Below are 25799 nucleotides of genomic sequence, written 5' to 3'. Positions count from 1 at the left end.
TTTACGGTAAAACCAAACCTGTGGTAAATCCACAGGCTTATTGTTATTATCTACCGTATAATTAATAAATTTTTGTTTTAAAATGATGTATTGCCCAGTGGAAGACTTTTCTAATTTAGACAAAACACGCAGTCGACATTGAAGCGAAACATTATCTATAGTTAATATGGGTGTGCTGTCAAATTGGAAAAGAATAGTATTAGAATCTTGGGAATCCTTAATTACATAGGAATGGTTAGCCGGATTGACCTGATGGTCCAAATTGTACTGACTTTGTGTTCCATATACATCTGGAGTGGGATCAGTTCCCACCCACAAATTACTAACTTTGCGCCAACCAGTAATACCAGAACCAGCAAACATGGTATCAATTATTTTATTTTGCGACTCATCTCTGATCCGAAAATTAGGAATTGCATACATTAATGCTGTATCAGGATCATTACCGGTCCAGGTGCTGTCATTATTCAACATGTATTGTAAATGTAACTTATTGCCCAGATCAATCTCACCAAACGGATGTTTAACATAATTACGCCAGATGCCGATTACGACTTGATCCTTGCGCAAATTATTCGGTGATTGAATATTTAATACTAACTGTGTTCCGGCACCGTTGGTTTTCATTAGGGCCGTGTCGGTTAAACTAATATTTAAATTCTGTTTTGCAGCATCATAGCCTACTTGCGCTTCTGCTTCTTGTAATTTAGAACTGGAATCGATGTTAATATTACTTTTCGTTAAAGTACTCAAATCACTAGCAGTTAAATTGGGTAAATTAATGTTACTACCGGTCAAACTTTTACCAGGCACCAAGTGCACAACCAAATCTTTTGTCGATAAAGTAGGTAGTTGATATTCGCGATAACTGGGATTAGTAGGCTCTGGTAGATTGTCATTAGGTAAATCTTTAAAATCATCATCATCGTTATCATAGACTGCTGCATTTTTATCATCAGATTGGCGCAAAAGGTCCTGCCCCAAGAGTGGAAGGGACGCCTTAATGAATTGATCGCTAAAACGCGCAGTATTATTTACACTTGAGCGCGCCTGAAGTACCAGTGGACTGCTGGCTAGACTACTGATAAAAGCGATAATGAATATCAAAGATTGGAGCCAGCTTAGATGAAACAATTTTTTAGTCTTATTTTTCATAAATATTTCTCCATTATTTAAACGCCAACATATATATGATAGATATTAACATAATTTTCACTTACAATTAAACATTATTAATTTTATTCATGAAAAATAAAAATTAGACTATTTACACTAAATTTTATAGTTTTTAGCATATGCTTATAGCAAGTAATCTTTTTTCATAAAAAGGAATTTAGATTTATTATGTTGGTATTTTTTGGAAATATTTATTAACTATTTTAGTACTTTCGAATAGGACTATCATCAACCCCAAGATGCTATAATATATTACCTTCATTCATGGGATAATCACTTTCTAGATAAAGTCTCAAAACTTATAATCTATGTATTATCTATTGGCAGATAGCTGAAATCTAACTTTTGAATTTAAGAAGTGGTCTTTAAATGCAAAAAATCGCCAGATATTTATTACAAGATAAAATTTTAGTCGTTTCCGCGAGCTGCGCTTGCATCGGCCTCACTTGTGGCCGGCCTCAAATGAGTGATATTAATTGGTCCACAATTGAAAATTTATTTTCTTTGATGGTTTGTGTGCAAATATTGCAATCTTTTCAGATTCTCAATACTTGTAGTTCTCAGATGTTGCATCACTCAGCTAATACACGTCAAATATGTCGTTTATTTATCTTGCTTGCTTTTTTTAGTGCGATGTTTTTGACTAACGATGTTGCCATTTTGACGTTGGTCCCTATGTTTATCAATTTAGCCCAACAACAAAAAATAGAAACAGCCTATCCTTTGACCTTAATTGTTATCGCAGCCAATTTGGGGAGTGCTTTGACGCCCATGGGTAATCCCCAAAATTTATTTCTCATTAATTTCTATCACTTAAACATTACGACTTTTTTTAAATTAGCGGCCCCTTTGGCAGGCGCTAGTTTTATTTTATTAATGTTTTTTTGTACTTTTTTACCAAACCAACCGATTATCACCCATCATCGAAACAAAAAAGTGATTAAATGGCCCGCTTGGCTTCTCGCCGGCGGCTTAATTGCGATCAATCTGGGAGGCATTTTTAATCTGGTTCCCAAGCAAATGGCTGTAATCGTGACTGTAGTATGTGGCTGGATCATTGATCGCCAAATTTATCAACGCCTGGACTACGCATTATTATTAACATTTGTCTGTTTTTTCATATTCGTCAGTGAATTAAATCATAATCAAGCTATTACCCAGGCAATACAAGCTTTAATCCAGTCACCAGCTGCCGTTTATCTACTGGGTTTAATCACCAGCCAGTTTATTAGTAATGTTCCTACGGTCATTTTACTGGCTAAGTTTACCCAGGCTGTACCCGCTCTGTTTTTAGGAGTCAATATTGGCGGCCTCGGTTCGATCGTCGCTTCATTAGCTAATTTGCTAGCTTTGAAACAATTAATTCAACTCAATAAAACCACCCAAATTAGAGTTTTTATCAAAGTTTTTACTTGGGTCAATTTTTTGAGTCTTCTAATTTTAGGAATATTGGGATTTTTTTACTTACAGTGGCGCTAAGTATGTAGATACTTGAATTCTGCTCTGGATACAAGAAGTCAATTCTCTTTTCAGCAATGTTGATTCATCCAAATTTGGCACAACTGCTGACAAAAATTGCCGGCATGTATTCGGTAATAGTATAATAATAGCGACTTTATTATAAGGAGGAATTTATGTTAACAGTTCAGCATTTAAGCAAAAAGTTTGATAAAGTATCTGCCCTTCGAGATGTGAATTTTACAATTCGCCCTGGTGAAATTATGGGTTTAATTGGTCAAAATGGTGCCGGCAAAACGACTACTTTTCATAGCATTTTAAATTTTCTAAATTATGACGGTACTATTACCTGGCAAGATCAACCCCTTACGGAAAAAACTTTTAATGCCATTGGTTACTTACCGGAAGAACGCAGTTTATTGCCTAAAATGACAATTGAACAACAAATAGTTTATTTGGCGAAATTAAAAAATCGGCCCGCCAAAGAAATAAAGCCGCAAATTGATCAGTGGCTGAAACGTTTTGATGTCCAAGGCAAAAAAACTGACAAAATAAAAACTCTTTCGAAGGGTAACCAGCAAAAAGTACAGTTAATATGTACTTTGATTCATCAACCTCAATTAATTATTTTGGACGAGCCCTTTAGTGGGTTAGATCCGGTTAATGCCGATCTCCTCAAAAACGCAGTTTTGGATGCCAAAAAGCGGGATGCGGTGATCATCTTTTCCAGCCATGATATGTCCAATGTCGAAGAAATTTGCGATAGTTTAATTATGTTAAAAAAAGGAAAAGTTATTTTAAGTGGCTCCATTGATTCTGTGCGGGACTCATTTGGCAAAACGGAAATTTTTTGCAAAACCACCAAATCACTTGCAGAATTGCAGCAACTGCCGCACGTTAAAACAGTGGAAAAGCAATTACATGGGCAATATCTATTACGGATTGACGACGAAAAGAGTGGCCCGGAAGTCTTTGCTGCTCTAACCCATGGTAAATATGTTGAAGAATTTCGACAACAGCCACCAACCCTGGACGAAATATTTCGAATGGAAGCTGGTGAACAACATGAATAAGTTATGGACCGTAACACTGCAAACCTATTGGCATCAAGTTAAATCTTGGTCTTTTCTGCTTTTAATTCTGGGACCATTTTTTATCATTGGTTGTAGTGCTTTAGGAGGAGCTATTGGTGCTAATTCTGATTCAGACAGTCAGATTGCAGTTATCAGCTCCAATAAGCAAGTTCGCCAAAACTTTATTAAAAATAATGATAAATATGTTGATTCTAAAATTAAAACCACTGATTCTGCTAAAAAGGCTGTCAAAAAAGAAAAAATTGATGGCTACTTGGTATTTGAAACGCAAAAAAACCAGGTTAAGGCAGTTTATCACGGAGCGTCACCTATTGATGATGAATTGAAACCCAAAGTAAAAAGCTATTTACAAGTCTTGCAGAGTCAACTTAATTTGCAGCAAGCGCAATTGGCGCCACGTCAAATTAAAGCCTTACAGCAGCAGCCAAAATATCGCGAAGTACTTCAGAAAAATCATCAGGGAGATAAATTGGTTAAAATGGTGTCTTTGATTATCGTGATTATGGTCGTTTATATGGTTTTGCTTTCCTACAGTAGCATTACCGCTCAAGAAATAGCCTCTGAAAAGGGTACGAAGATTATGGAAATCATTTTTTCCAGTACAACTGCGGCAAAATATTTCTTAGGTAAAATTCTGGGTATTTTTGGTGTAATTATTACTCAACTCGTAATATATATTGTTGGCGGCTGGGCAACTTACCGCTGGGCATTGCATGCAAAAATTACGGCTTCTTTCATGCATGACAACCAGGTAATAATAAATAAAATTTTGGGCAATTTGGTAAATATCAATCTCATTTTCCTGATTCTTGGTGTAATTATTTATACGATATTGGCAGCTTTTTCAGGAGCTTTAGTAGCTAAGCCGGAAGATTCTTCGAAGGCTGCTCAAAGTACTACGATGCTTTCCCTCATTGCCTTTTTCCTGTCGTCTGCCTTTATTTCTAATCCAGAACAAATTCTGCCGCAAGTATTATCCTATGTGCCATTCTTTTCCTCATTCATGATGCCAATTCGTATAATTAATGGTCATGTGGGTAATGTGGAAGTTATTTTGTCGCTAGCAATTTTAATAGTAAGTATTATTGGCTTGCTAATATATATTAGTAAAATCTATCAAGGCGTAATTTTGCAAACTGATGATACCAGTTTTTGGAAACGGCTAAAACGTGGGCTCGCTTATAGTTAGCCACATAATATTAGTGTTTTGAATGTAAATTCCATATTTAATTAAAGATCGCAGTTGTGTTTTTCATTTCATATTGAGATCAAAAGAACCGTTCAATGAGTGAACGGTTCTTTTTTAATTTAATCTTTATTAAGATTAGTTATTTGGCATATAGTAAACGTCGACCGTTTGATCACTGTCGGCTCCCGTAACCTGTTGGGCGGCTACCTGGTCTTGACTGGCAGTATAACCAGCTAAAGTTGGCACGTTCAAGGCTTTCCAATTACCTGTGTTCCAGGCACCATAGATTTTTTCACCGGTCACGGCATTAATAGTTACTTGCCGTTCCAATAATGCTGTTTGTTTAGAAACACGCATTGTTCCATCAGGAAGATGAAGGTTAATGGTTCGGGTGAGTGTTTTATGTTCCACGCTGTCATTGAGTTTCGGACTCACTTGTACTTGAATAATTTGCTTGCCGGTACCATCAATCGTAACAGTCGCCGGTGTTAAAGAGGTGATTTCATAACCTTGAGGTGCATGGTAATTCGGCATAATCGTGTCACCTGTATAACCCGTTATTTTTTGTGTACCCACAATTTGACCATTAGCTAAATATTGAATCTCCACTGTTTGTTCCTGCGGTGCATAGTAAACATCAATGGTTTGATCTTCCGTATTCCCATCCACTGTCTGCGCCGGTATTTGACTGACGCTGGCAGTATAACCGGCAAACTCGGGAATAGCATAACCATCCCATTGGGCGGACGACCAGTTTCCATAAGTCTTGGAACCGTCCGCATTCAGGGTAATGGTACGTGATATCATTACGGATTGAATCTCCGTCTTTGTATTCCCGTCTGGTTGATGAATTACAATAGTCCGATCTTTGGTTTTAGTTTCCGTCGTTTGAGTAAAGGCGGGCTTGCTGTCCCAATCATAAGTAGTAACCTGATCACGTCCGGTTAATTCCATTAACTCATTAGAAGTATATTTATGCCCCTGTTGATAACCACTGGTGGCTACCCAATAAGGTGAGACGACTACGCGATTAGTACCAGGAATTTTGGCACCGGTTTCTGGGACATTGGGTAATCCAATGTCGTAGGTATTAAAAAGAGTTTTAGGGCCTAAAATCAAATGATTTAAGTCATAAACATCAAACATCCACGTCATATCAGTAACCTTGGTCGTATCAAAATTACTAAGATTTAATCTTTCCAGAACGTCGTTTTTTTCAAACATGTAACTCATATTAGTAACACGAGATGTATCGAAATGGCTAAGATCTAAATTTTTTACTCCAAAATGATAACTAAACATAAAAGACATATCAGTAACTTTAGCGGTATTAAAATTGCTGAAATCTAAACGGGTTAAGTTCTCACAACCCGCAAACATCCAAGACATATCGGTAACGTTAGCGGTATTAAAATGACTTAAATCGAGTGTGGAGCCTTGATAATCTTCAAACATTCCCGACATATCAGTTACGTTAGCAGTATCCAAATGACTGAAATCTAAGTTAGCTCCTTGGTAATCTTTAAACATATAACTCATATTAGTAACGTTAGCCGTGTCAAAATTGCTGAGATCTAAGTTCATTAAATTGTGGCAATTTTTAAACATTCCTGACATATTGGTAACGTTAGCGGTGTCGAGATTGGCTAAACCAACAATCTTTTGTAGATTTTCTAAATATCCAAATAAATAACTGGAATTTTGATTAGCTCTGACGCCCGGATCAATGATAATTTGTGTTAGTGCGTCACTCCACTCTTTATTGCCATTAAAGATTTCGGGGCTAGCACCTATGCCGCCTAAGAAATATTGAGGATAACCACTATCTGGATCTATTATAGTTTTCTGACTGCTAGCGCCTAAGGTTCCTGCATGGAAATGTAAGATATAATCATCACCTTGGTGCGTATATTCCCACTTACTGGTACCCCAGGTGCCTTGGGCAATCGTTTCGACTTGGGGATCTTGAGAAGCCGTAGTTGTTGAGTTATTGTTTGGGCTATTTGTGGACTTGGTAGCTTGCGGAGCCGTTGGTGCTATAGGTTGGCTTACTTGGTTAGTAGCCTCATGAACGTGCCTGGCTAACGAAGTAGCTTCCGTGTTCTTAGCAGCGGCCGTTTTTTGTGATGGCGCTGGTGTAGCAGAACTATTTGTATTATTTGGTTGCGTAACCGTTGGTGTCGTCGTAGAAACCTTAGACTGGCTCCCAGGATTTTGAACCTGGGTAGTAGTACTATTCTCATTAGTTACAGCTTTTTGAGAGTTAGTCTGCTGATTGGCAGGCTGATCATTTTGACTAGGTTCTGCAGGCTTCACAGATGTAGCAGCTGCTGTATTCTCTGGAGCCAACATACTCGTGGTTGTGGGGTCTGGAGCATTCGTAGAGGCTGCCGCCGCTTGTTGTTGGGTTAAGACAAAACCGCATACTAGCCCCACGAATGTCGTGGTCAGTGCAATCCTTTTCTTTTGGTTCACAATAATTCACCCTCCTTATGTAACTTGCTTATTGTATTATAAAAATACTTTATAAATGCATTGTAGCACTTTATTTAATAAAGAGATGGTTTCTTTTAATATTTTTCAAAAAAAATAATTTATTTGATAGTTATCGCTCATTTAGTTTCTTTTTTGTGATTAAAAGCTTATACTTTATTTTATACGGTCTTATATTTTGGTTATTTATAATGGTTTACTTATTACCTAATTTAAAATATCATCTTTAAAATGTCCGCAATACATAATGTTTGCTTTAATAAAATTTTATAATTTTCTGTCGCAAGTTTAAAATATCATTTAATTTGCTTCACTCAGGTGCCTATTAGAAATTTAGATTACGTAACTGACATCTGAGACTTAATTTTATAACTGCTTTGCTATTTGCCAACATTAAAAATAATTCATGTTAACAAAAAAACCAGCTTATTGTAATAATAATAAGCTGGTTTTTCCAATCATCATAAAACTCATTTAAGGAGAGTACAGGATTTGAACCTGCGCGCCGATTACTAACCGGTTCGCCGGATTTCGAGTCCGGTGCATTACCACTCTGCCAACTCTCCATAATCAAACAGCTAATAGCTGCTTTTATATAATAAATTAATATTGCATCAAAGTAAACATGTCATAGCCTTTTATTTTATCGCGCCCATGTAAATCTGTTAACTCAATTAAAAACGCTGTTCCTACGACAATCCCACCTAATTCTTCGACTAATTTAATTGTCGCCGCTAATGTACCACCGGTGGCCATTAAATCGTCAACTACTAATACTTTTTGTCCCGGTTGCACCGCATCCTTTTGCATATACAAAGATGCTTGACCATATTCCAAATCATAAGTTACCGAGACTGTTTCCCGCGGTAATTTGCCCTTTTTACGAGCAGGTGAAAACCCAACTCCCAATTTATAAGCCACTGGACACCCTACAATAAAGCCACGTGCTTCCGGACCCACAATCATTTCCGTGCCCAACTTTTGAGCATAATCCGCGATTTCATCGGTAGCTGCGGAATAAACCGGACCATTAGCCATCAATGGTGAAATATCACGAAATAACACACCCGGTTCAGGAAAATCTGGTACATTGGCGACGTACTGTTTATAGTCCATGAAAATGAAAACTCCTCCGGTTTATTTACTGCTTTGAACAATCCACTGTACTAAATCAGTAAATTTTGATTCGATTAACCGGGTTTGTACTTCCTTCAGCAGCTGCAATTGCCGATAAGTAGATGACTGACTAAAGGGCACTTTATTTACAACGAGCGGTCGTTGTAAAACCCCCTGATTAATCTTAATAAATTTTAATTCCACAAACATATTTAATAATACTCTAATCTCCAAATCTGTCAATCCTAAATACGAAGCAATAGCCGGCAAATCATTCTCTGTTAAGTCATGATGGGCCCAAAAATATTTTAAACACTCCTGGGTTTGGTCTTTAGAAAGCTGCAACTGATAATATTGCGGATATTGGGTACGAAAGCTTAAGTCCAATTGATCCCATTGGAATTGGCGGCAAATAGTCAAAAATTCTGTCAAATTAGCCGGTCGATCGACTAACATACCGGATGTCAACGCCTTAGGTAATTGTTGACTCCAATAACATTTACTTTGCGGATACTTTTTTTGAAATTGGCGTAAATTCTTTTGGTGAAAGAAAATTAAATTATCAGGATATTGGTTGAATTCGATCTCGGCAAAGTTGCGCCAATCCCGAAATCTTTGATGCTGGATGAGAGCTACTTGCTGTTGTTGTAAAATTTCAACATCGGATAAATTCACTTGTAACCGCGGACGATTATGCCAATGATTAATCAATAGCGTCCCATAAACCGCATTTAAGCCTAATTTCTGGATGACGGGCAATTGACTACCGAGATTAAAACCGATGGCCTCTAGGCACTGTTGTTGGTGCCACAAATTGATTTTCAGGTGGGTGTGCGCTTTTTTACCGAGATATTGGACCCGTGAAGTTTGAAAACCGGTAATCCGCAGCACGGGTTGCGCATTGGCATGCCCAAAAGGAGCCAGTTGACGTAACTGCTGATATAAGTCCAGATTAATTTGCGCGATATCTAATGCTAAATCGTAAGATTGACGGGGAAATTGCGTAATTTTCAGTTGTTGTACATTGGGTAATTGATTCACTTGGATTTGTAAATCAGCCACCGCAGAAACTTCCATGGTCAAACCACAAGCCTGCGCATGTCCGCCAAAAGCCAGAAATTTTTCTTTCCAAGGTGCCAAAGTAGCATAAAGATCCAGATTAGCCTCACTGCGGCCACTGCCCACTGCTTGTCCTTGAGCATTCTGGGTTAAAACCAAAGTGGGGCGTTTAGTTTGCTGTAAGATGCGGCCGGCTACAATTCCTAAAATTCCCTGATGCCAATTAGGATCGAAAATCACCAAAAATTTTGCACCCGTTTGAATTTGCGCATTAGCCATTACTAAAGCCTGTTCATAAACTTCTTGACATAATTGTTTGCGTTTTTGATTGATGTGGTCAATTTCTTGAGCTAAGGCATGGGTCGTTGACTCATCCGTACTGGCTAGTAGTTCGACCCCTTTGGCAGCTTGGTCTAACCGCCCCAAAGCATTGAGTCGCGGAGCAATTTGAAAGCCGATATCTTCCTCACTGAAATTAGATATCTGTAAATGGGCTTTTTGAGCCAGCTGTTTTATTCCTAAGCGCGGATGTTGTTGTATTTGTTGCAAGCCGCCAGCTACTAATACCCGATTTTCATCCACTAAGTCCACTACATCGGCAATTGTTCCAATTGCTGCCAGATCTAAAAGTTCTACCGGAATACGTTGCAATAAAGCTGTAGCCACTTTAAAAGCCACCCCGGCTCCACATAGAGCTGGGCACGGATAAGCAGTTTGTGGATATTGAGGATGAACAATGGCTACCGCTGGTGGTAGCTGTTGAGGCAGTTTATGATGATCTGTGACCACAACGTCAATTCCCTGATCTCGAGCCCACGATAAGGCTGCCATGCCACTGACACCGTTATCCACGGTAATAATTAATTGATAACCCGCGGCGCCTAATTTTTGGTAACGACTTAAATTCGGGCCATAGCCATCGGTAAACCGATCCGGCAAATAATAATCTACTTGCCCGCCTAATTGTTCAATGGCCGTTTTTAAAATTACCGTACTGGTAATCCCGTCGGCATCGTAGTCCCCGTAAATAATCATTTTTTCATGTTGAGTAATCGCTTGATTGATCCTGCGTACTGCTGAAGACATATCATGCAACAAATATGGATCATGCAACTGGGACAAGTTTGGATTTAAAAATTGCTTTATCTTAGCAGTGGTATCTAATCCCCGTTGTAATAACAGTTGAATAACTGGGGCGCTCAATTTGGTGCTTTGACACAGTTGTTTAATTTGTTCGGAATTTAATACCTGTTGGGCATTCCAACGATACAATAAACCCACTACCTAACTCCTATCCAAAAACTGCTAACGTCGCACGATTAGCCACGCGCGAACGCACTAAGTTACCTTGAATTACCCAGCGATTGGCACCACCATCAGCGCAAGTAATTAAAGAAATTAACTTTCGCCCTTTTTGATCATTAATCGTCCACACCGCGTCCGGGGCAATACGTTTTTTCAAAGTTACTTTATACGTATACACACTTTTTAAATCCGTAATGTAGATCAAATCATCTAACTGTACATCGACAATCGGTGACAGTAAGGCGCCCTTGTCCGTCATATAATGACCGGCTAGAGCATAATTACCTTTACCCATCTTTTCGTCAGGTTTCATAGTTCCGGCTCCAGTGGACAAAGCATTATCATCAATCCCCTTAACAATGGGCAATTTCAATTTGACAGAAGGAACTGCAATTTTACCTATGGCTGGGGCATTATTCTGCACCGAAGCTTTCAAAACTTGTTTTGAACTAATGGGTTTCACTTTTTTAAAATCATAAGAAACTGAACGTAAATTGTTCTGCCGTACTTGATCTTTGGTCAATTTTGTAAGCCGATCCTGGGCTAAATATTTGACGCAATATGATTTGAGCGGTTCATTAAAAATGAGCGCCAACGCTACTAACAATAACGCCACCGTGACAAAGATTTTCAGAAATTTTTTCATTTTGATCCCTTCAAGTCATCATCATCCATTTGCAGGACAGCCATAAAAGCAGCTTGCGGCACACTTACATGTCCGACATCTTTCATCCGCTTTTTCCCCCGCTTTTGTTTATCCAATAATTTATTTTTCCGCGTTTGATCACCGCCATATAAGGGGCCGGTAACATCTTTACGATAAGCTTTAACTGTTGAACGAGCAACTATTTTATTCCCAATGGCTGCCTGAATCGCTACTTCAAACTGTTGACGAGGGATAATCGTTTTTAACTTCCGCACAATTTTACGGCCGCGATCATAGGCAAAATCTTGATGCACAATAAAGCTTAAAGCATCGACTGGCTCGCCATTCAACAAGATATCCATTTTGACCATTTTCGAAACTTCATAGCCCACAATATTATAGTCTAACGAAGCATAACCGTGGGTACTTGATTTTAAACTATCAAAGAAATCAAAAATAATTTCCGCTAAGGGTAATTTATAAATGACTTTAACATGGTAGTCATCTAAATAAGACATCGTGTCAAATTGGCCCCGCTTTCGCTGAGCTAATTCCATGACAGGGCCGACATAGTCTTTGGGTACCATTATTTCAGCTTGAACCATCGGTTCTTGAATTTCTTTAATTTCTGCAGGATCCGGCAGTTTTGCGGGATTATCAATGATCTTTTCTTGACCATCATTTAACAGCACCCGGTAATTAACTGAGGGGGCTGTCATAATTAAATCTAAATTAAATTCCCGCTCCAAGCGTTCTTGAATCACATCCATATGCAATAAACCTAAAAAGCCGACCCGAAAGCCAAAACCTAAAGCTTGAGAGGTTTCTGGTTCAAATTCTAAAGAAGCGTCATTTAACTGTAACTTTTCTAATGATTCGCGCAAATCACCATATTTATTGTTGTCCACAGGATACATCCCTGAATAAACCATCGGGGTAATTTGCCGATATCCGGGCAGAGCTTTTTGGGCTGGATGAGCTGCTAATGTAATCGTATCACCCACCCGCGTATCTTGCACATTTTTAATGCTGGCGGTTAAATAACCAACATCGCCCACCATTAAACGCTCTCGTGGAACAGCTTTAGGCGACATGACGCCCACTTCGGTCACTTCAAATTGCTTGCCATTATTCATCAGTTCAATGCGATCGCCTACTTTAACTTGACCATCTAAAACACGAATGCTTAACACTACGCCACGATAACTATCATAGACAGAATCAAAGATTAACGCTTTCAGCGGCTTGTGCAGATCCCCTTGTGGAGCAGGAATATCTTGGACAATTCGTTCTAATAATTCAGCAATGCCTGTGCCCTTTTTTGCACTAGTCAAAACTGCATTTTGAGCATCAATGCCCACCATTTCTTCAATCTGTGTTTTAACAGCTGCGGGATCAGCCGAAGGTAAATCAATTTTATTAATCACCGGCACAATTTCCAAATCATTATCCACCGCTAAATAAGCATTCGCCATTGTCTGGGCTTCAACCCCTTGGGCGGCGTCTACTACTAACAAGGCTCCCTCACAGGCGGCTAAACTGCGTGAGACTTCATACGAAAAGTCCACGTGGCCGGGAGTATCAATTAAGTGAAAGGTATACGTATGGCCATCATGTGCTTGATAATGCAGCTCCACTGCATTTAGTTTAATGGTGATGCCCCGCTCACGTTCGATGTCCATATCATCTAAAACTTGATTTTCCATATCGCGTTTTGCAATGGTATCCGTCATTTCTAAAATCCGATCGGCAATCGTCGATTTGCCGTGATCAATATGTGCCACAATGGAAAAATTGCGAATATATTTTTGACGATCAACTAAATCAACTTGTGGCATGCTCTAACTCCTTTGATTAAAATGTTCCTAAGTTTACTTTTTATCTTAATTATTATACCAATTTTTTTAACAAAACCCACTCTCCTTTTTGATAAAAAAAACCATGACCAACTTCTATTGTTCGTCACGGTTTTCAATTAGTAGCATTATGGTTATCAAACTTTACTTAAACTTATCACGCATGCGGTCAAACAAATTCCGATCCTGCTCTTTGACTTTGCCGCCCCCCAAATTTGCGTATGCTTGTAAGGCTTCTTTTTGTTTAGCATTTAAATGTTTGGGAGTAACGATCTCGACGGTAACTTTCTGATCACCGACTCCACCATGTAAACGCGGCGCGCCTTGACCTTTTAAGCGGAAGACTGTCCCGGTTTGTGTACCGGCGGGAATTGTCAAAGCTACAGAACCTCGGACGGTTTTGACATTAATTTCATCGCCGAGAGCGGCTTGTGGAAAAGAGACCATTACCCGTGAGTAAATGGTTGAACCATCGCGTTCAAAGTCTTTGCTAGGGGCGACATCAAAGTATACATACAAATCACCATAAGGTCCTTGATTATCGCCTGCCGCGCCTTGACCATCTAAGCGCATGCGTTGTCCATCTTCAATTCCGGCAGGAATATCAACTTCAACAGCATGACTCTTGGTAATTTTGCCGCGGCCACTGCAAGTGGGACACTTTTCCAAAATTTCTTTGCCAGTTCCACCACAGACATCGCACACTTGTTGGCTGCGCATCATACCTAAGGGCGTTCTTTGACTCACCTGAATGTAACCCGTCCCGTGGCATTTATGACAGGTCTGCGGTGAAGTCCCCGGTTTAGCCCCGGAACCATGGCAAGTATTACATTGTTCTTGGCGATTATAACGAATCGTCTGTTTGCCGCCGAATATGGCCTCATCAAACTTCAAATGCATCCGGTATTCCAAATCTCGGCCTTGACGCGGAGCTGATGGGTCACGCCGACTTGCTCCTCCTCCGAAGAAAGAGTTAAAAATATCGCCAAAGCCGCCAAAATCATCACTACTGAAGCCTTGACTGCCAAAGCCGCCTTGCTGATCACCGGTGGATCCAAATTGATCATATTGAGCTTTTTTCTGCGGATCTTTTAAAATATCATAAGCATCATTAACTTCTTTAAATTTCTTTTCCGCATCGGGAGCTTTATTGAGGTCGGGATGATACTTTTTGGACAGCTTCCGGTAAGCCTTTCGAATTTCATCTTCCGAAGCATTCCGATCTAATCCTAAAGTTTCATAAGGATCCATTAGTTAATCCTCACCTTTCTTCCATTCACCAAACAAGACCAAGACAATCTCGTTAAGTCTTGGTCCTGTAGTCTCCTTAATTAGTTCAGCGCGTCAATCTCGCTATTTCATCAGTTGCAACTACTTGTCAGCTAATTATTTCTTGTCATCCGGATTAACTTCTTTAAAGTCACCATCGACGGTATCTTTATCCGCATCATTTTTTTGAGAGCTCTCACCATTTGACTTGCCTTGAGCTTGCCGTTCTTGTTGTGCTTGTTGGTATAATTTGACTGACATATCCTGGATAATCTTGTTCAAATCATCCTTTTTGGTCTTCATTTCATCGAGATTATTATCTGCCTGAGCCTTCTTCAAAGCTTCTTCAGCATCTTGAGCTTTTTTGATTTCGTCTTCCGAAACTTTACCCTTAACATCCTTTAAGGTTTTATCTGTAGTAAAGATTAACTGATCAACTTCATTGCGTAAGTCGGCTTCTTCTTTGCGTTTCTTATCGGAAGCTTCGTTTTCCTTGGCTTCTTTTTTCATCCGTTCAATTTCTTCGTCTGATAAACCGGAGGAACTCTTAATGGTGATTTTTTGTGACTTGCCGGTACCTAAATCTTTCGCCGACACATTCACAATCCCATTTTTGTCAATGTCAAATTTAACTTCAATCTGTGGCACACCACGGGGTGCAGCAGGAATGTCCGTTAATTGGAAACGGCCTAAAGTCTTGTTATCCGCCGCCATGGACCGCTCACCTTGCAAAACATGAATGTCCACTGCTGGTTGATTATCAGCCGCTGTAGAAAAGACTTGGGATTTGCTGGTAGGAATCGTGGTATTACGATCAATTAATTTGGTAAAGACTCCGCCCATCGTTTCAATACCTAAGGACAAAGGAGTAACATCCAGTAAAACCACATCTTTCACATCGCCGGTAATCACGCCGCCTTGAATAGCTGCTCCTAAAGCCACCGCTTCATCAGGATTAATTGAATGATCTGGTTCCTTGCCGGTCCATTTTTGCACTGCTTCTTGAACAGCTGGGATTCGGGTAGAACCACCATTTAAAATTACTTTATTAATGTCGCTTGCTGATAAATCAGCATCTTTTAAAGCATTCTCGACCGGAATCCGGGTCTTCTCTACTAGGTCAGCTGTTAATTCATTAAATTTAGCGCGGGACAATGTGGTCTGCAAATGTAATGGACCATTTGCACCAGCTGAAATAAACGGCAGACTGATTTCAGTTTCACTAACACCGGATAAATCTTTTTTAGCTTTTTCAGCGGCATCTTTCAAACGTTGTAAAGCCATTTTATCTTGGGATAAATCAATGTCATTTTGCGCCTTGAAGTCCGCCACTAACCAATCCATAATGGCCTTATCAAAATCATCACCGCCCAAATGAGTATCCCCATTGGTTGATAATACTTGAAAGACTCCGTCACCTAATTCCAAAATGGAAACGTCAAAAGTTCCGCCACCTAAATCATAAACGAGAACTTTTTCATCAGCATCACCTTTATCCAAGCCATAAGCCAAAGCAGAAGCGGTAGGTTCATTAATAATCCGTTTAACCTCCAGGCCTGCAATTTTACCTGCATCTTTTGTAGCCTGACGTTGTGAATCATTGAAGTATGCCGGAACGGTAATTACTGCTTCAGTAACCTTATCGCCTAGATATTTTTCAGAAAAATTCTTGATATATTGTAAGATCATTGCGGAAATTTCTTGTGGGGTATAATCTTTGCCATCTACATTAACTTTGTAACCGGCTTCTCCCATATGACGCTTAATTGAAGAAATGGTATTGGGATTGGTAATAGCTTGCCGCTTAGCAACTTCACCAACTTGTGTCTCTCCATCTTTAAAAGCTACCACTGAAGGAGTCGTCCGACCGCCTTCCGGATTAGCAATAATCTTCGGTTCGCCGCCTTCCAAAACAGCTACTGCAGAGTTTGTAGTTCCCAAGTCAATTCCAATTATTTTTGACATATAACAATACCTTCCCTTTTATACATTCTCAATTTATTTACTGAGCCACGACTACCATACTAGGACGTAAAACTCGATCTTTCAATTTATAACCTGTTTGTAAAACTTCGACCACAGTTTCGGCCGGATGTTGATCATCCGCCGGTACGGTTTGTACTGCTTGATGCAAAGTCGGATCAAATTTTTGACCCGCCGCCGGAATTTCTTCAACTTGATTTTCTTTTAAAGCCTGTTGTAAATGTTTTAAAACCATCTTTACACCAGTTAGAATACTCTCTTCTTGTGCTTTATTGGAACTTTGTGCTTGCAAAGCTCGTTGCAGATTATCCAATGACGGCAAAATGGCGGTCGCTAATTTTTGACCATCATACTTGATCAAATCAGCCTGTTCCATTTGATTATGTCGTTTTATGTTTTGAATTTCTGCTTCCGCCCGTAAATACTGATCTTGACTGGCACGTAATTTCTTTTCCAATTCTTGATTCTTATCTAATAATTTATCAATCACTGCTTCATTATCATTATCAGCTGACTGTGCAGTTTGAGCGGCTGCTTTTTGCTTTGTTTCAGGCTGAGAGGCTTTCAAATTAGCCTGCGCAGAATTGGCAGTTTTCTTTAAGTCCTTTTCGGAAGGGAACTCCGTTGCTTCTGGATCTCGTTTGGTCAAGTCAATTCCTCCTAACTTGAATTACCATTTAAATCACTAAAATACTCACGTAACTGTTTGGCTAACTCTTGCCGCAGCGAAGCAATTAAGCCAATCAATTGCGAGTACGGCATATTCGTAGGACCCAAAAGGGCAATTAACCCTTGCCCATGGCTGCCTACACTATATTTAGCTGTAATTAAACTATAATTTTTTAAGGTTTGCGGATCTAACTCATATCCTAAATGAACCTGAATACCGTGTTCATCTTCATCATGAGTGTCATTTTGGTCTAAGCCTAAAAGTCGTGCTAAATAATAATCACTGTCAAACAATGAATACAAATACTTCAAATTAGAAGTATTCCGTGCATCGACGTAATTAAATAAGTTGGACTTTCCATCGACAAAGAAATGGTCTGCCGTTACTTTATCTAAAAATCGATCAAACATTGCTAAAAAGCCATTAGGCGTTTGTAAATAGCGGGATACCAACTGCGGAAAATCCGTCTGTAAGCGGTGGGAAACTGTTGCCAGTGTCTCGCCCACTAGTTGATCATTAATGATGCGGACTATTTCCTCAATTTGTTCCCCGGAACTATTGCGCGGAACTTTATAAACTTGGTTAAAGACTGCACCATCGCTGGTTACAATAATCGCCATAATTTGATTATCATTGAGTTCGACTATCCGAAAGCCGGTTAATTTAGTATTTTTACTTTCTGGACCCAAAGCAATCGCCGTATAACTGGTTAATGTTGATAGAATCTTTGCTGACTGCGCTACAATTTCATCAATCCGGTTAAACTCTTGCTTCGCAAAATCCGATTGAATCAATTCACTAGTTTGATCAGAAATATTAATCGGTTTTAATAAATTATCTAAATAATAACGATAACCTCGAACCGAGGGGATCCGTCCGGACGATAAATGGATTTTTTCAATCAGACCATCTTTTTCTAAACTGGCCATATCATTACGAATCGTTGCCGAACTGACATGTGTCGGTAACAAATCCATTAGCGCCTTAGATCCTACTGGCTGTCCAGTTTCAATATATTGTTGCACAATTGCTTTTAAAATTAGTGCTTGACGATCAGTTATCAAACTAAATCACCTCGCTTTAGCACTCTTTTTATCGGAGTGCTAACATTATCAAATATAGCAATCTCTTAGCACTGTGTCAAGATGCTTGCTAAACTTTTTGAAAATATTTTTGAGTTTGTAATTGATCCTGCTGCATTTGTTGAATTAACTCCGAAGCATTCGCAAATTTGATCTCTTTGCGTAAATACTTTAACCATTCGATTTTCATGGTCTGTCCGTATAAATCACCTTGAAAATCTAAAAGATTAGCCTCGACAGTTAAAGGATTATTTCCATGATTAAAAGTCACATTGCGCCCAATCGAAGTCATGGCCGGATACCAATCTTGCCCCACTCGAACGCGGGTAACATACACTCCAATCGCTGGAATTAATTGTTCCAAAGGAATGTCTAAATTGGCGGTGGGAAAACCTAACCGCCGCCCCCGATGAAAACCGTGTACGACGACACCGCTATTTTGGTAATTATAATTGAGCATTAAATTAGCTGCCGCAATCTGATGGGTCTTTAAGAATTGACGGATATGCGTCGAAGAAATTTTTTGTTGATCGAACTGCAATTTAGGAACTTTCAAAACTGTAAAACGCCCTTGGGCCAACTGCCGTAAGGTCTCCATATTGGCTTGAGTTTTGGGACCAAACGTCCAATCAAACCCCGCCACTAAAGTATCCAGATGCAGTGGGATTAAAAACTGTTCCACAAAAGACTGCGGTCGTAAATGGGCAAAATCGGGATTAAATTCAGCAATATACACCCGATCAACACCTAGATTGTCCAATAACTCTAATTTACGTTGTAAAGGTGACAAATATTGATAGTAAGCCGGCGGCTGTGGACTATAAACTAGCGCTGGATGACGATCAAAAGTCAAAACACTCACCGGCATATTTTTAGTTCGGGCCAGTCTCACTCCCGTCTTAATTACACTCTGGTGACCCAAATGAACACCATCAAAAAAACCAGCGACCAAGACTTGCGGCTGGATAACTTGCTGGAAATTATGTTTTCCAAATTTAAGCTTTTTTACTTGCAATTTGCTCACCTGTCATTATTTAACAACATTAATTGGGGGACAAAACGTTGTGTTTGTCGCTGATATATCGCCTTTAATACCCGGTGATAGTACAAAGCTAATTCTGGAGCGGTTTGCTCTGGCAGCGTTAGCCAATGTCCATTTTGTACCAATTGCCATTGAAGTGGACTTAATTCATAGTGCGACATTTGTGGAATGGCACAATCCAGAGGTAACAAAAAATCTCTGCGTCCTTGGGCTAATTGCGTTTCGATATCGGTGAAACTAAAGGTTTGCGCCAACCCAAAACCACTTCCATAACTACGCGTCAAAGCACTCATATGTGCCGGAACCTGCAATAATTCTCCTAACTGAACAGCTAAAGTGCGAATATAAGTTCCTTTTGAACATTCAACTGTAAAATTGATTGTTTGCTGCTGGGTAGCAGTATTAAAAAAGGGATCGGCAAGCATTTGAAAATTGTAAATCGTTACTCGTCTTGTTGGTCGCTCAACTGGTTCGTGCAAGCGGGCATATTCATATAAGCGCCGTCCTTTCACTTTCACGGCCGAATACAGTGGTGGTGTTTGATCAATGGTTCCCGTTAATTGTTGCATGGCCGCTTGAATCACCTGTTTGTCAAACGGCTGAGCTAAAGGTTTGTGGGCGATCACTTCACCACTCGCGTCTTCCGTTGTAGTGGCGACGCCTAATGTTACTTGACCTTGATAAATTTTATGAGAGTCCATCAAACGATTAACCAGCTTCGTAGCTTGTCCGACACATAAGACTAAAACTCCATCGACGTCAGGATCTAAGGTCCCTGTATGTCCTATTTTTTTCTCTTGCAGTAAGTGGCGCAGGCGATAAACGCAAGCGCCGCTGGTGTTGCCTTTAGGTTTATAGAGTGGCACAATGCCATTCATTTTGTCACCTCAATTCACAGATAAAATTATAGCATAATTAGGCCATTACAAAAAAGCGCCTCAGAACTTATCCTCTGAGACACTTTAGTTTTTCATCCGATCTTCATCTGAATAATTACTGTTCACGTTCATGTAACTGTTTTAATAATTGATCAATATGTTCGCCATAACGAATCGATTGATCTTGTTTAAAAAAGATTTCCGGCGTTTTATAGATAGATAAGCGATGCCCTAGTTCCCGCCGAATCAACCCTTTGGCATGATTGAGACCGGCTAGAGCACGCGTTGCAGCACTAGCTTGATCTGCTAAGATGCTGAAATAAATGGTGGCTTGCTGCAAATCACCTGTAACTTCAACTCCGGTAATCGTAATCCCTTGTACTCGAGGATCACGCACTTGCTTCAAAAGAAGATCATTGACTTCCCGCTGAATTTCTTGTTCCAGACGTCCAACTCGATGTTGCATCGCAATCCTCCTTTAGGATGGTCAATTATTCTACTTGAACTTCTTGCATGACATAGGCTTCTAATTGGTCATCGATTTTAATATCATTGTAATCAGCAATGGTTAAACCACATTCAAAACCCTGTTTGACTTCTTTAACGTCATCTTTAAATCGTTTTAAGGATGCCAATTTCCCTTGGTAAATGACAATTCCATCGCGAATCAGCCGCACGCCACTATCACGTTGAATTAACCCGCTATCCACAATACAGCCGGCAATTGTGCCCACTTTGGATACTTTATAAGTTTCGCGAACGGTTAAATTACCCGTGACTTTTTCTTCATAGACTGGCTCCAACAAGCCCTTCATGGCCGATTCAATTTCATCAATGGCTTTATAAATGACATTATGCAATCGGATATCGACATTTTCTTCATCTGCTTGAATTTTAGCTTGATTCGTTGGTCGAACGTTAAAACCAATGATAATGGCATTACTTGCTGAAGCTAAGGTAACATCACTTTCATTAATAGCTCCGACCGCGGCATGAATAATATTCACCCGGACGCCTTCGACATCAATTTTTTCCAAGCTGTTTTGTAAGGCTTCGACCGAACCCTGGACGTCAGCTTTAATAACGACGTCGACTTCTTTCATATCATTTTGTTTCATGGTATCAAACAAGTTGTCTAAAGTGACCGCATTAGTGCGCTTGCGTTCTTCCATTTGTGCCTGTTTAGCCCGTTCTTCACCGGCCGAGCGGGCGGTTTTTTCATCATCAAAGACCACAAATTTATCAGCAGATTGCGGCACATCATTTAGACCAGTAATCATGACCGGTTGGGAAGGTAGAGCTTCTTTAATTCGCCGCCCCCGATCGTCGGTCATAACCCGTACGCGGCCAAAGGTATTGCCCACTACGATCGGATCACCTTTGTGCAGAGTCCCTTGTTGCACTAAAAGACTTGCCACCGGACCGCGGCCTTTATCTAAGCGAGCTTCAATAACCGTGCCGACTGCCTTTTGTTTGGGATTGGCCTTTAACTCTAAAACATCTGCTTCCAGCAAAATCATTTGCAATAAATCATCGATCCCAGTGCCTTTTTTAGCGGAAATATTTACGAAAATGGTATCGCCACCGTATTCTTCAGGGATTAATTCATATTTCATTAATTCCTCGGTGACATGTTGCGGATTAGCATCAGGCTTATCGATTTTATTGATAGCTACAATAATCGGATCTTTGGCGGCCTTTGCATGGTTAATAGCCTCAATCGTTTGCGGCATTACTCCATCATCTGCAGCCACCACTAAAACGACAATGTCTGTAATATCCGCTCCGCGGGCCCGCATATTAGAAAAGGCTGCGTGCCCCGGGGTATCTAAGAAGGTAATTAAGCGATTATCTAATTTGACTTGGTAAGCACCAATATGCTGAGTGATTCCACCTGCTTCTCCGGCGGTCACATGACTGTTTCGCAAATTGTCCAATAAGGTAGTTTTCCCATGATCAACATGTCCCATAATAGTAACTACCGGCGGCCGACTTTCTAAATTATCAGTGTTGCTAACTTCAGCTTCAAAGAAAGTATCTAAATCAGTAATATCTTCTTCTACTTTTTCTTGGGCATTGATATCGTAGTCTGTGGCTAATAATTCAATTGTATCTTTATCTAAGGATTGATTTTGGTTGACCATGATACCTAACATGAATAACTTTTTCACAATTTCTGCCGGCTCACGATGCAAAATTTTCCCTAGATCTTGGGCATTCATCCCGACTGTATATTCCAACGTTTCTGGTAATGGCCGCTCTTTACGCTGTGGTAACACTTTTTTAGGCTTATTAACTTGTCTTTTTTTCAGTTTACGCTTATTTTTATGCTTGGGTTTATTACGATAATCGATATGTTCATTTTTGCGCCGATTATTGGTGAATTCATGCTGGCGCTTATTTTCACTCGCTTGTTTTTCCTTCTGTTCCGCTGCTACTGGTTGCGGCATAGCAGGAGCTTTGGGGGTAGAAGTTCGATGATTGCGATAATTGTTGGTTTTTGTAGCCGTTGTTTTTTTCTGCGCTGTTGGTCGTGCTGTAGCTGATGTAGTTGAAGTGACTGGCCGTTTAGCCCGCTTTTGATGGTTAGCTGCAGCTTGTTGCCGCGATTTATCAATTTCTTCTACTGAGGCTTGAGCATTTTGCTTATATTGGGCCAAATGTTTGCGACCAGCACTAGCACGATTCATCATGGATGAGCGGCGATCACCGTTAGTATTGCGATTAGTGCGATTCCGGTTTTGATTCGAATTTTGATTGCGATTGCGCGTTGTATTTTGACTAGATCGATTATTATTCGCCGTCCGCGCTTGGTTGTTCGGCTTTTTATTTTCCTTTTTCTCGGTGTTATTTTTTTCTGAACGGCGAATAGCCGTAATTTTAATTTTAGTTTTTTCCGAACCAGCATGCTGTGGATGTTGTTTAACCGCAGCTTGTGATGCATTTTGGCTTTTAGCTGTTGTTTGTTGTTGCACCAGTTTGGTTAATTGCTGAATTTGTGAAGTCTCTAAGACTGCCATGTGGGAAGCAATATCCATTTTATTGCGTTGAGCCAAATTGACTAGTTCTTTACTGGGAATGGATAATTCCTTTGCTAATTCATAAACGCGTTTTTTCCCCATAAATTCACACTCCTTAATTTTTCGTGACTAATTCTTGAAAGCGTCTAGCAAAACCGGGATCCGTAATGGCAATAATTTTACGAGAACGACCAATTGCTTTACTTAATTGGGCCTGTGAAAATTTTTGAAAAGAGGGAATTTTAGTTTTACTCAACTGATATTGTAATTCTTTGAGCGTTTTGGGACTAGTCTCTTGCGCCACAAAGACAAAGCTCACTCGTTGATGTGCGATCGCTTGTAAAACTAAATCAAACCCACTCACTACTTTTTGAGCTCGGAAAGCTAACCCTAAAAGATTTAAAATTGCTTGATCATTCAATGTTTTTTACCTAATTCACCAAACAAATCGAAGCGAGCCTGTTGGTGCTCAACATAATCATACAACTCTTGATAAAAATCATCACTGAGTTTAGTTTCTAAAATTTTATCTAAACTATGTTTTTGTTGAGCTTGTTTGACAGCGGCCGCATTCAAACCAACATAGGCTCCCCGCCCCGGTTTTTTACCGGTCGGATCCAAACTGACTTGTCCTTCTTTATTTTTGACAATGCGGACTAATAACCGTTTGGGAGCCATTTCATTGGTTAACACATCTTTGCGCATTGGCACTTTGCGTTGCTTCAACGTCATCACCACCTTACATTTTAAAACATTTACTCTAAATTAGGATCATCAATTTCATTTCCAGTTTCGTCCACAAATTCCACTGCTGATTCCGGCTTGATGTCAATTTTAAAATTGGTTAATTTGGCAGCTAGGCGCGCATTTTGTCCCCGTTTGCCAATTGCCAAAGACAAATGATAATCCGGTACAATCACAATACAAGATTTAGGATTCGTTTCATCATCAAATTGTACGGCAATCACTTCTGCGGGATTTAAAGCATTCGCAATAAAATCAGATGGATCTTCTTCCCACTTGACCACGTCGATGTTTTCACCATGTAATTCATCAACTACAGCTTGTACGCGTTGACCACGCGGACCGACTGTGGTTCCTACCGGATCGACATTAGGATTGTCTGATTTGACCGCAATTTTCGTGCGATCGCCCGCTTCTCGAGCTATGGAAACAATTTCCACGGTCCCGTCATAAATTTCGGGAACTTCTTGTTCAAAGAGCCGCTTGACTAATCCGGCATTGGTTCGCGAAACAAAAATTTGCGGTCCTTTAGTTGTATTTTCGACTTTGGATACATAAACTTTAATGCGATCCTGGGGTTGATAAGTTTCACCGGGAATTTGATCATTATGTCCCATTACTGCTTCCACGCGGCCAAAATTAATATACACAAAGCGATTATCCCGCCGTTGCACCACACCTTGAATAATTTCATCTTGGTATTGGCTATATTCGGCATAAATATTGTTACGTTCGGCCTCGCGTACCCGCTGCATCACCACTTGTTTAGCTGTTTGCGCGGCGATTCGTCCAAAGTCACTTGGAGTAACTTCTTCATTAATATGATCTCCAATTTCGTAGCCTTTATTGATACTTTGTGCATCGTCTAAACTAATTTCAAAACGTTCATCTGCCACATTGGCAACGACTTCTTTTACCGTATAAACATGAAAATCGCCTTTTTGCTCATCAAAATTAACTTCCACATTTTGCGATTGTCCATAATTACGCTTATAAGCGGATAAGAGTGCTGCTTCCATTGCTTCAACAATCACTTCTTTAGAAATGCCTTTTTCCTTTTCTAAAGCACTGAAAGCATCCATTAATTCTTTACTCATTTTGCTTCTCCTAACTACTAAAACTCAATAGCTAAACGCATTGCAGCTATTTTGTTTCTGGGTAACACTACTTGTTTTGTCTGGGTTTTTGCCCGATAAGTTAAATATATGTCATGTGAATCAAACCGATCTAAATAACCTTCATAAACTTTTTGACCATTGATTTTTTGATATAAGCTGACATGTATATATTGGTCAACAGCCAACTTCAAGTCGGTTTCAGTTTTAATTGGTCGTTCCGCTCCCGGTGAGGAAACTTCTAAAAAGTATGCATTGGGAATCGGATCCGGATCCGCAACATCTAATTGGTCGCTTAATTCTTGGTTCACTAAAGCACATTCCTCAATATCAATTCCGCCAGGTTTATCAATAAAAACCCGTAAGTACCAATTGGTGCCTTCTTTGACATAATTCAAGTCCACCAAATAAAACCCATGGGCTTGTAAAATCGGCTGCACCAAAGCTGTGACTTTTTCGGTAACTGTACTCAATTAAACACTCCTTTGCCAAACTAGCTGATTGACGTAGGCTACAATAAAAAGAGTGAGCATCTCTGCTCACTCGTCATCTAAAATCAACTTAACTATTAGTTTAATATAAACTCTTAGGTTTTGCAAGAATT

20 protein-coding genes, 1 tRNA gene and 1 pseudogene are annotated in these 25799 nt (G+C 39.8%); 3 read left to right on the top strand and 19 right to left on the bottom strand.

Annotated elements, in window-relative coordinates; translation table 11 throughout:
- Positions 1-1155: hypothetical protein (locus JG30_RS09050; protein ID WP_046316285.1), on the bottom strand; the 1155-nt coding region annotated here is incomplete at its 3' end.
- Positions 1156-1545: 390 nt separating this feature from the next.
- Here JG30_RS09050 and JG30_RS03790 point away from each other — a divergent pair.
- The 3 genes from JG30_RS03790 to JG30_RS03780 all read left to right on the top strand — a co-directional run bounded on the left by JG30_RS03790 (position 1546) and on the right by JG30_RS03780 (position 4917).
- Positions 1546-2655: an SLC13 family permease gene (locus JG30_RS03790; RefSeq protein WP_046316284.1), complete on the top strand. Its 1110-nt coding sequence runs from the start codon at positions 1546-1548 to the stop codon at positions 2653-2655.
- Positions 2656-2810: 155 nt separating this feature from the next.
- Entirely contained in the window at positions 2811-3707 is an 897-nt protein-coding gene (locus tag JG30_RS03785) for an ABC transporter ATP-binding protein (RefSeq protein ID WP_046316281.1), read from the top strand.
- Complete coding sequence (locus JG30_RS03780) at positions 3700-4917, top strand: ABC transporter permease (protein WP_046316279.1); 1218 nt, start codon at positions 3700-3702, stop codon at positions 4915-4917. The genes JG30_RS03785 and JG30_RS03780 overlap by 8 nt, the downstream gene beginning before the upstream one ends.
- A 135-nt stretch (positions 4918-5052) precedes the next feature.
- Here JG30_RS03780 and JG30_RS08640 read toward each other — a convergent pair whose 3' ends face one another.
- The 18 genes and pseudogenes from JG30_RS08640 to rimP form a co-directional block, all read right to left on the bottom strand.
- Positions 5053-7392, bottom strand: a complete 2340-nt coding sequence (locus JG30_RS08640) for a BspA family leucine-rich repeat surface protein (RefSeq protein WP_052725192.1) — start codon at positions 7390-7392, stop codon at positions 5053-5055.
- 495 nt (positions 7393-7887) lie between these two features.
- Positions 7888-7976, bottom strand: a tRNA-Ser gene (locus tag JG30_RS03770).
- Positions 7977-8013: 37 nt separating this feature from the next.
- Positions 8014-8526 carry an adenine phosphoribosyltransferase gene (locus JG30_RS03765; RefSeq protein WP_232354618.1) on the bottom strand — a complete coding sequence of 171 codons (513 nt, stop codon included), beginning with the start codon at positions 8524-8526 and terminating at the stop codon, positions 8014-8016.
- 21 nt (positions 8527-8547) lie between these two features.
- Complete coding sequence (recJ, locus tag JG30_RS03760) at positions 8548-10866, bottom strand: single-stranded-DNA-specific exonuclease RecJ (protein WP_046316275.1); 2319 nt, start codon at positions 10864-10866, stop codon at positions 8548-8550.
- A 10-nt stretch (positions 10867-10876) separates the two neighbouring features.
- The gene (locus tag JG30_RS03755) at positions 10877-11536 is read right to left on the bottom strand and encodes a class A sortase (RefSeq protein ID WP_046316272.1); all 660 of its coding nucleotides are present in this window, start codon (positions 11534-11536) and stop codon (positions 10877-10879) included.
- A complete protein-coding gene (gene lepA, locus JG30_RS03750; protein WP_046316270.1) occupies positions 11533-13374 on the bottom strand; it encodes a translation elongation factor 4 in 1842 nt (613 codons plus the stop codon). Before lepA ends, JG30_RS03755 begins: the two co-directional genes overlap by 4 nt.
- 162 nt (positions 13375-13536) lie before the next feature.
- The gene (dnaJ, locus tag JG30_RS03745) at positions 13537-14643 is read right to left on the bottom strand and encodes a molecular chaperone DnaJ (protein WP_046316267.1); all 1107 of its coding nucleotides are present in this window, start codon (positions 14641-14643) and stop codon (positions 13537-13539) included.
- A gap of 135 nt (positions 14644-14778) precedes the next feature.
- Entirely contained in the window at positions 14779-16626 is a 1848-nt protein-coding gene (gene dnaK, locus JG30_RS03740) for a molecular chaperone DnaK (protein ID WP_046316265.1), read from the bottom strand.
- 37 nt (positions 16627-16663) lie between these two features.
- On the bottom strand, positions 16664-17293 hold the full coding sequence (gene grpE / locus JG30_RS03735; RefSeq protein WP_046316264.1) for a nucleotide exchange factor GrpE: 630 nt from the start codon (positions 17291-17293) through the stop codon (positions 16664-16666).
- Between the two features lie 11 nt (positions 17294-17304).
- Entirely contained in the window at positions 17305-18378 is a 1074-nt protein-coding gene (gene hrcA, locus JG30_RS03730) for a heat-inducible transcriptional repressor HrcA (RefSeq protein WP_046316262.1), read from the bottom strand.
- Between the two features lie 88 nt (positions 18379-18466).
- Complete coding sequence (ribF, locus tag JG30_RS03725) at positions 18467-19411, bottom strand: riboflavin biosynthesis protein RibF (protein WP_046316260.1); 945 nt, start codon at positions 19409-19411, stop codon at positions 18467-18469.
- Positions 19412-19416: 5 nt separating this feature from the next.
- Positions 19417-20316, bottom strand: a complete 900-nt coding sequence (gene truB, locus JG30_RS03720; protein WP_046316258.1) for a tRNA pseudouridine(55) synthase TruB — start codon at positions 20314-20316, stop codon at positions 19417-19419.
- Positions 20317-20431: 115 nt separating this feature from the next.
- Positions 20432-20782, bottom strand: a complete 351-nt coding sequence (gene rbfA / locus JG30_RS03715; RefSeq protein ID WP_179854021.1) for a 30S ribosome-binding factor RbfA — start codon at positions 20780-20782, stop codon at positions 20432-20434.
- Positions 20783-20807: 25 nt separating this feature from the next.
- Entirely contained in the window at positions 20808-23438 is a 2631-nt protein-coding gene (gene infB, locus JG30_RS03710; RefSeq protein WP_046316255.1) for a translation initiation factor IF-2, read from the bottom strand.
- A 13-nt stretch (positions 23439-23451) separates the two neighbouring features.
- The gene (locus JG30_RS03705) at positions 23452-23757 is read right to left on the bottom strand and encodes a L7Ae/L30e/S12e/Gadd45 family ribosomal protein (RefSeq protein WP_046316253.1); all 306 of its coding nucleotides are present in this window, start codon (positions 23755-23757) and stop codon (positions 23452-23454) included.
- Positions 23754-24062 (bottom strand): RNase P modulator RnpM, encoded by a 309-nt coding sequence (rnpM, locus tag JG30_RS03700; RefSeq protein WP_046316251.1) that lies wholly within the window; start codon positions 24060-24062, stop codon positions 23754-23756. The genes JG30_RS03705 and rnpM overlap by 4 nt, the downstream gene beginning before the upstream one ends.
- Before the next feature lie 65 nt (positions 24063-24127).
- Positions 24128-25177: pseudogene (gene nusA / locus JG30_RS03695) on the bottom strand (transcription termination factor NusA); the annotation flags it as partial.
- Positions 25178-25194: 17 nt separating this feature from the next.
- Complete coding sequence (gene rimP, locus JG30_RS03690; RefSeq protein ID WP_046316249.1) at positions 25195-25668, bottom strand: ribosome maturation factor RimP; 474 nt, start codon at positions 25666-25668, stop codon at positions 25195-25197.
- Positions 25669-25799 lie beyond the last annotated feature (131 nt).

The organism is Bombilactobacillus mellifer (genome assembly GCF_000970795.1).
Classification (GTDB): Bacteria; Bacillota; Bacilli; order Lactobacillales; family Lactobacillaceae; genus Bombilactobacillus; species Bombilactobacillus mellifer.
The sequence above is the reverse complement of the archived record's forward strand: the minus strand, read 5'-3'. Positions and strand labels throughout refer to the sequence as shown.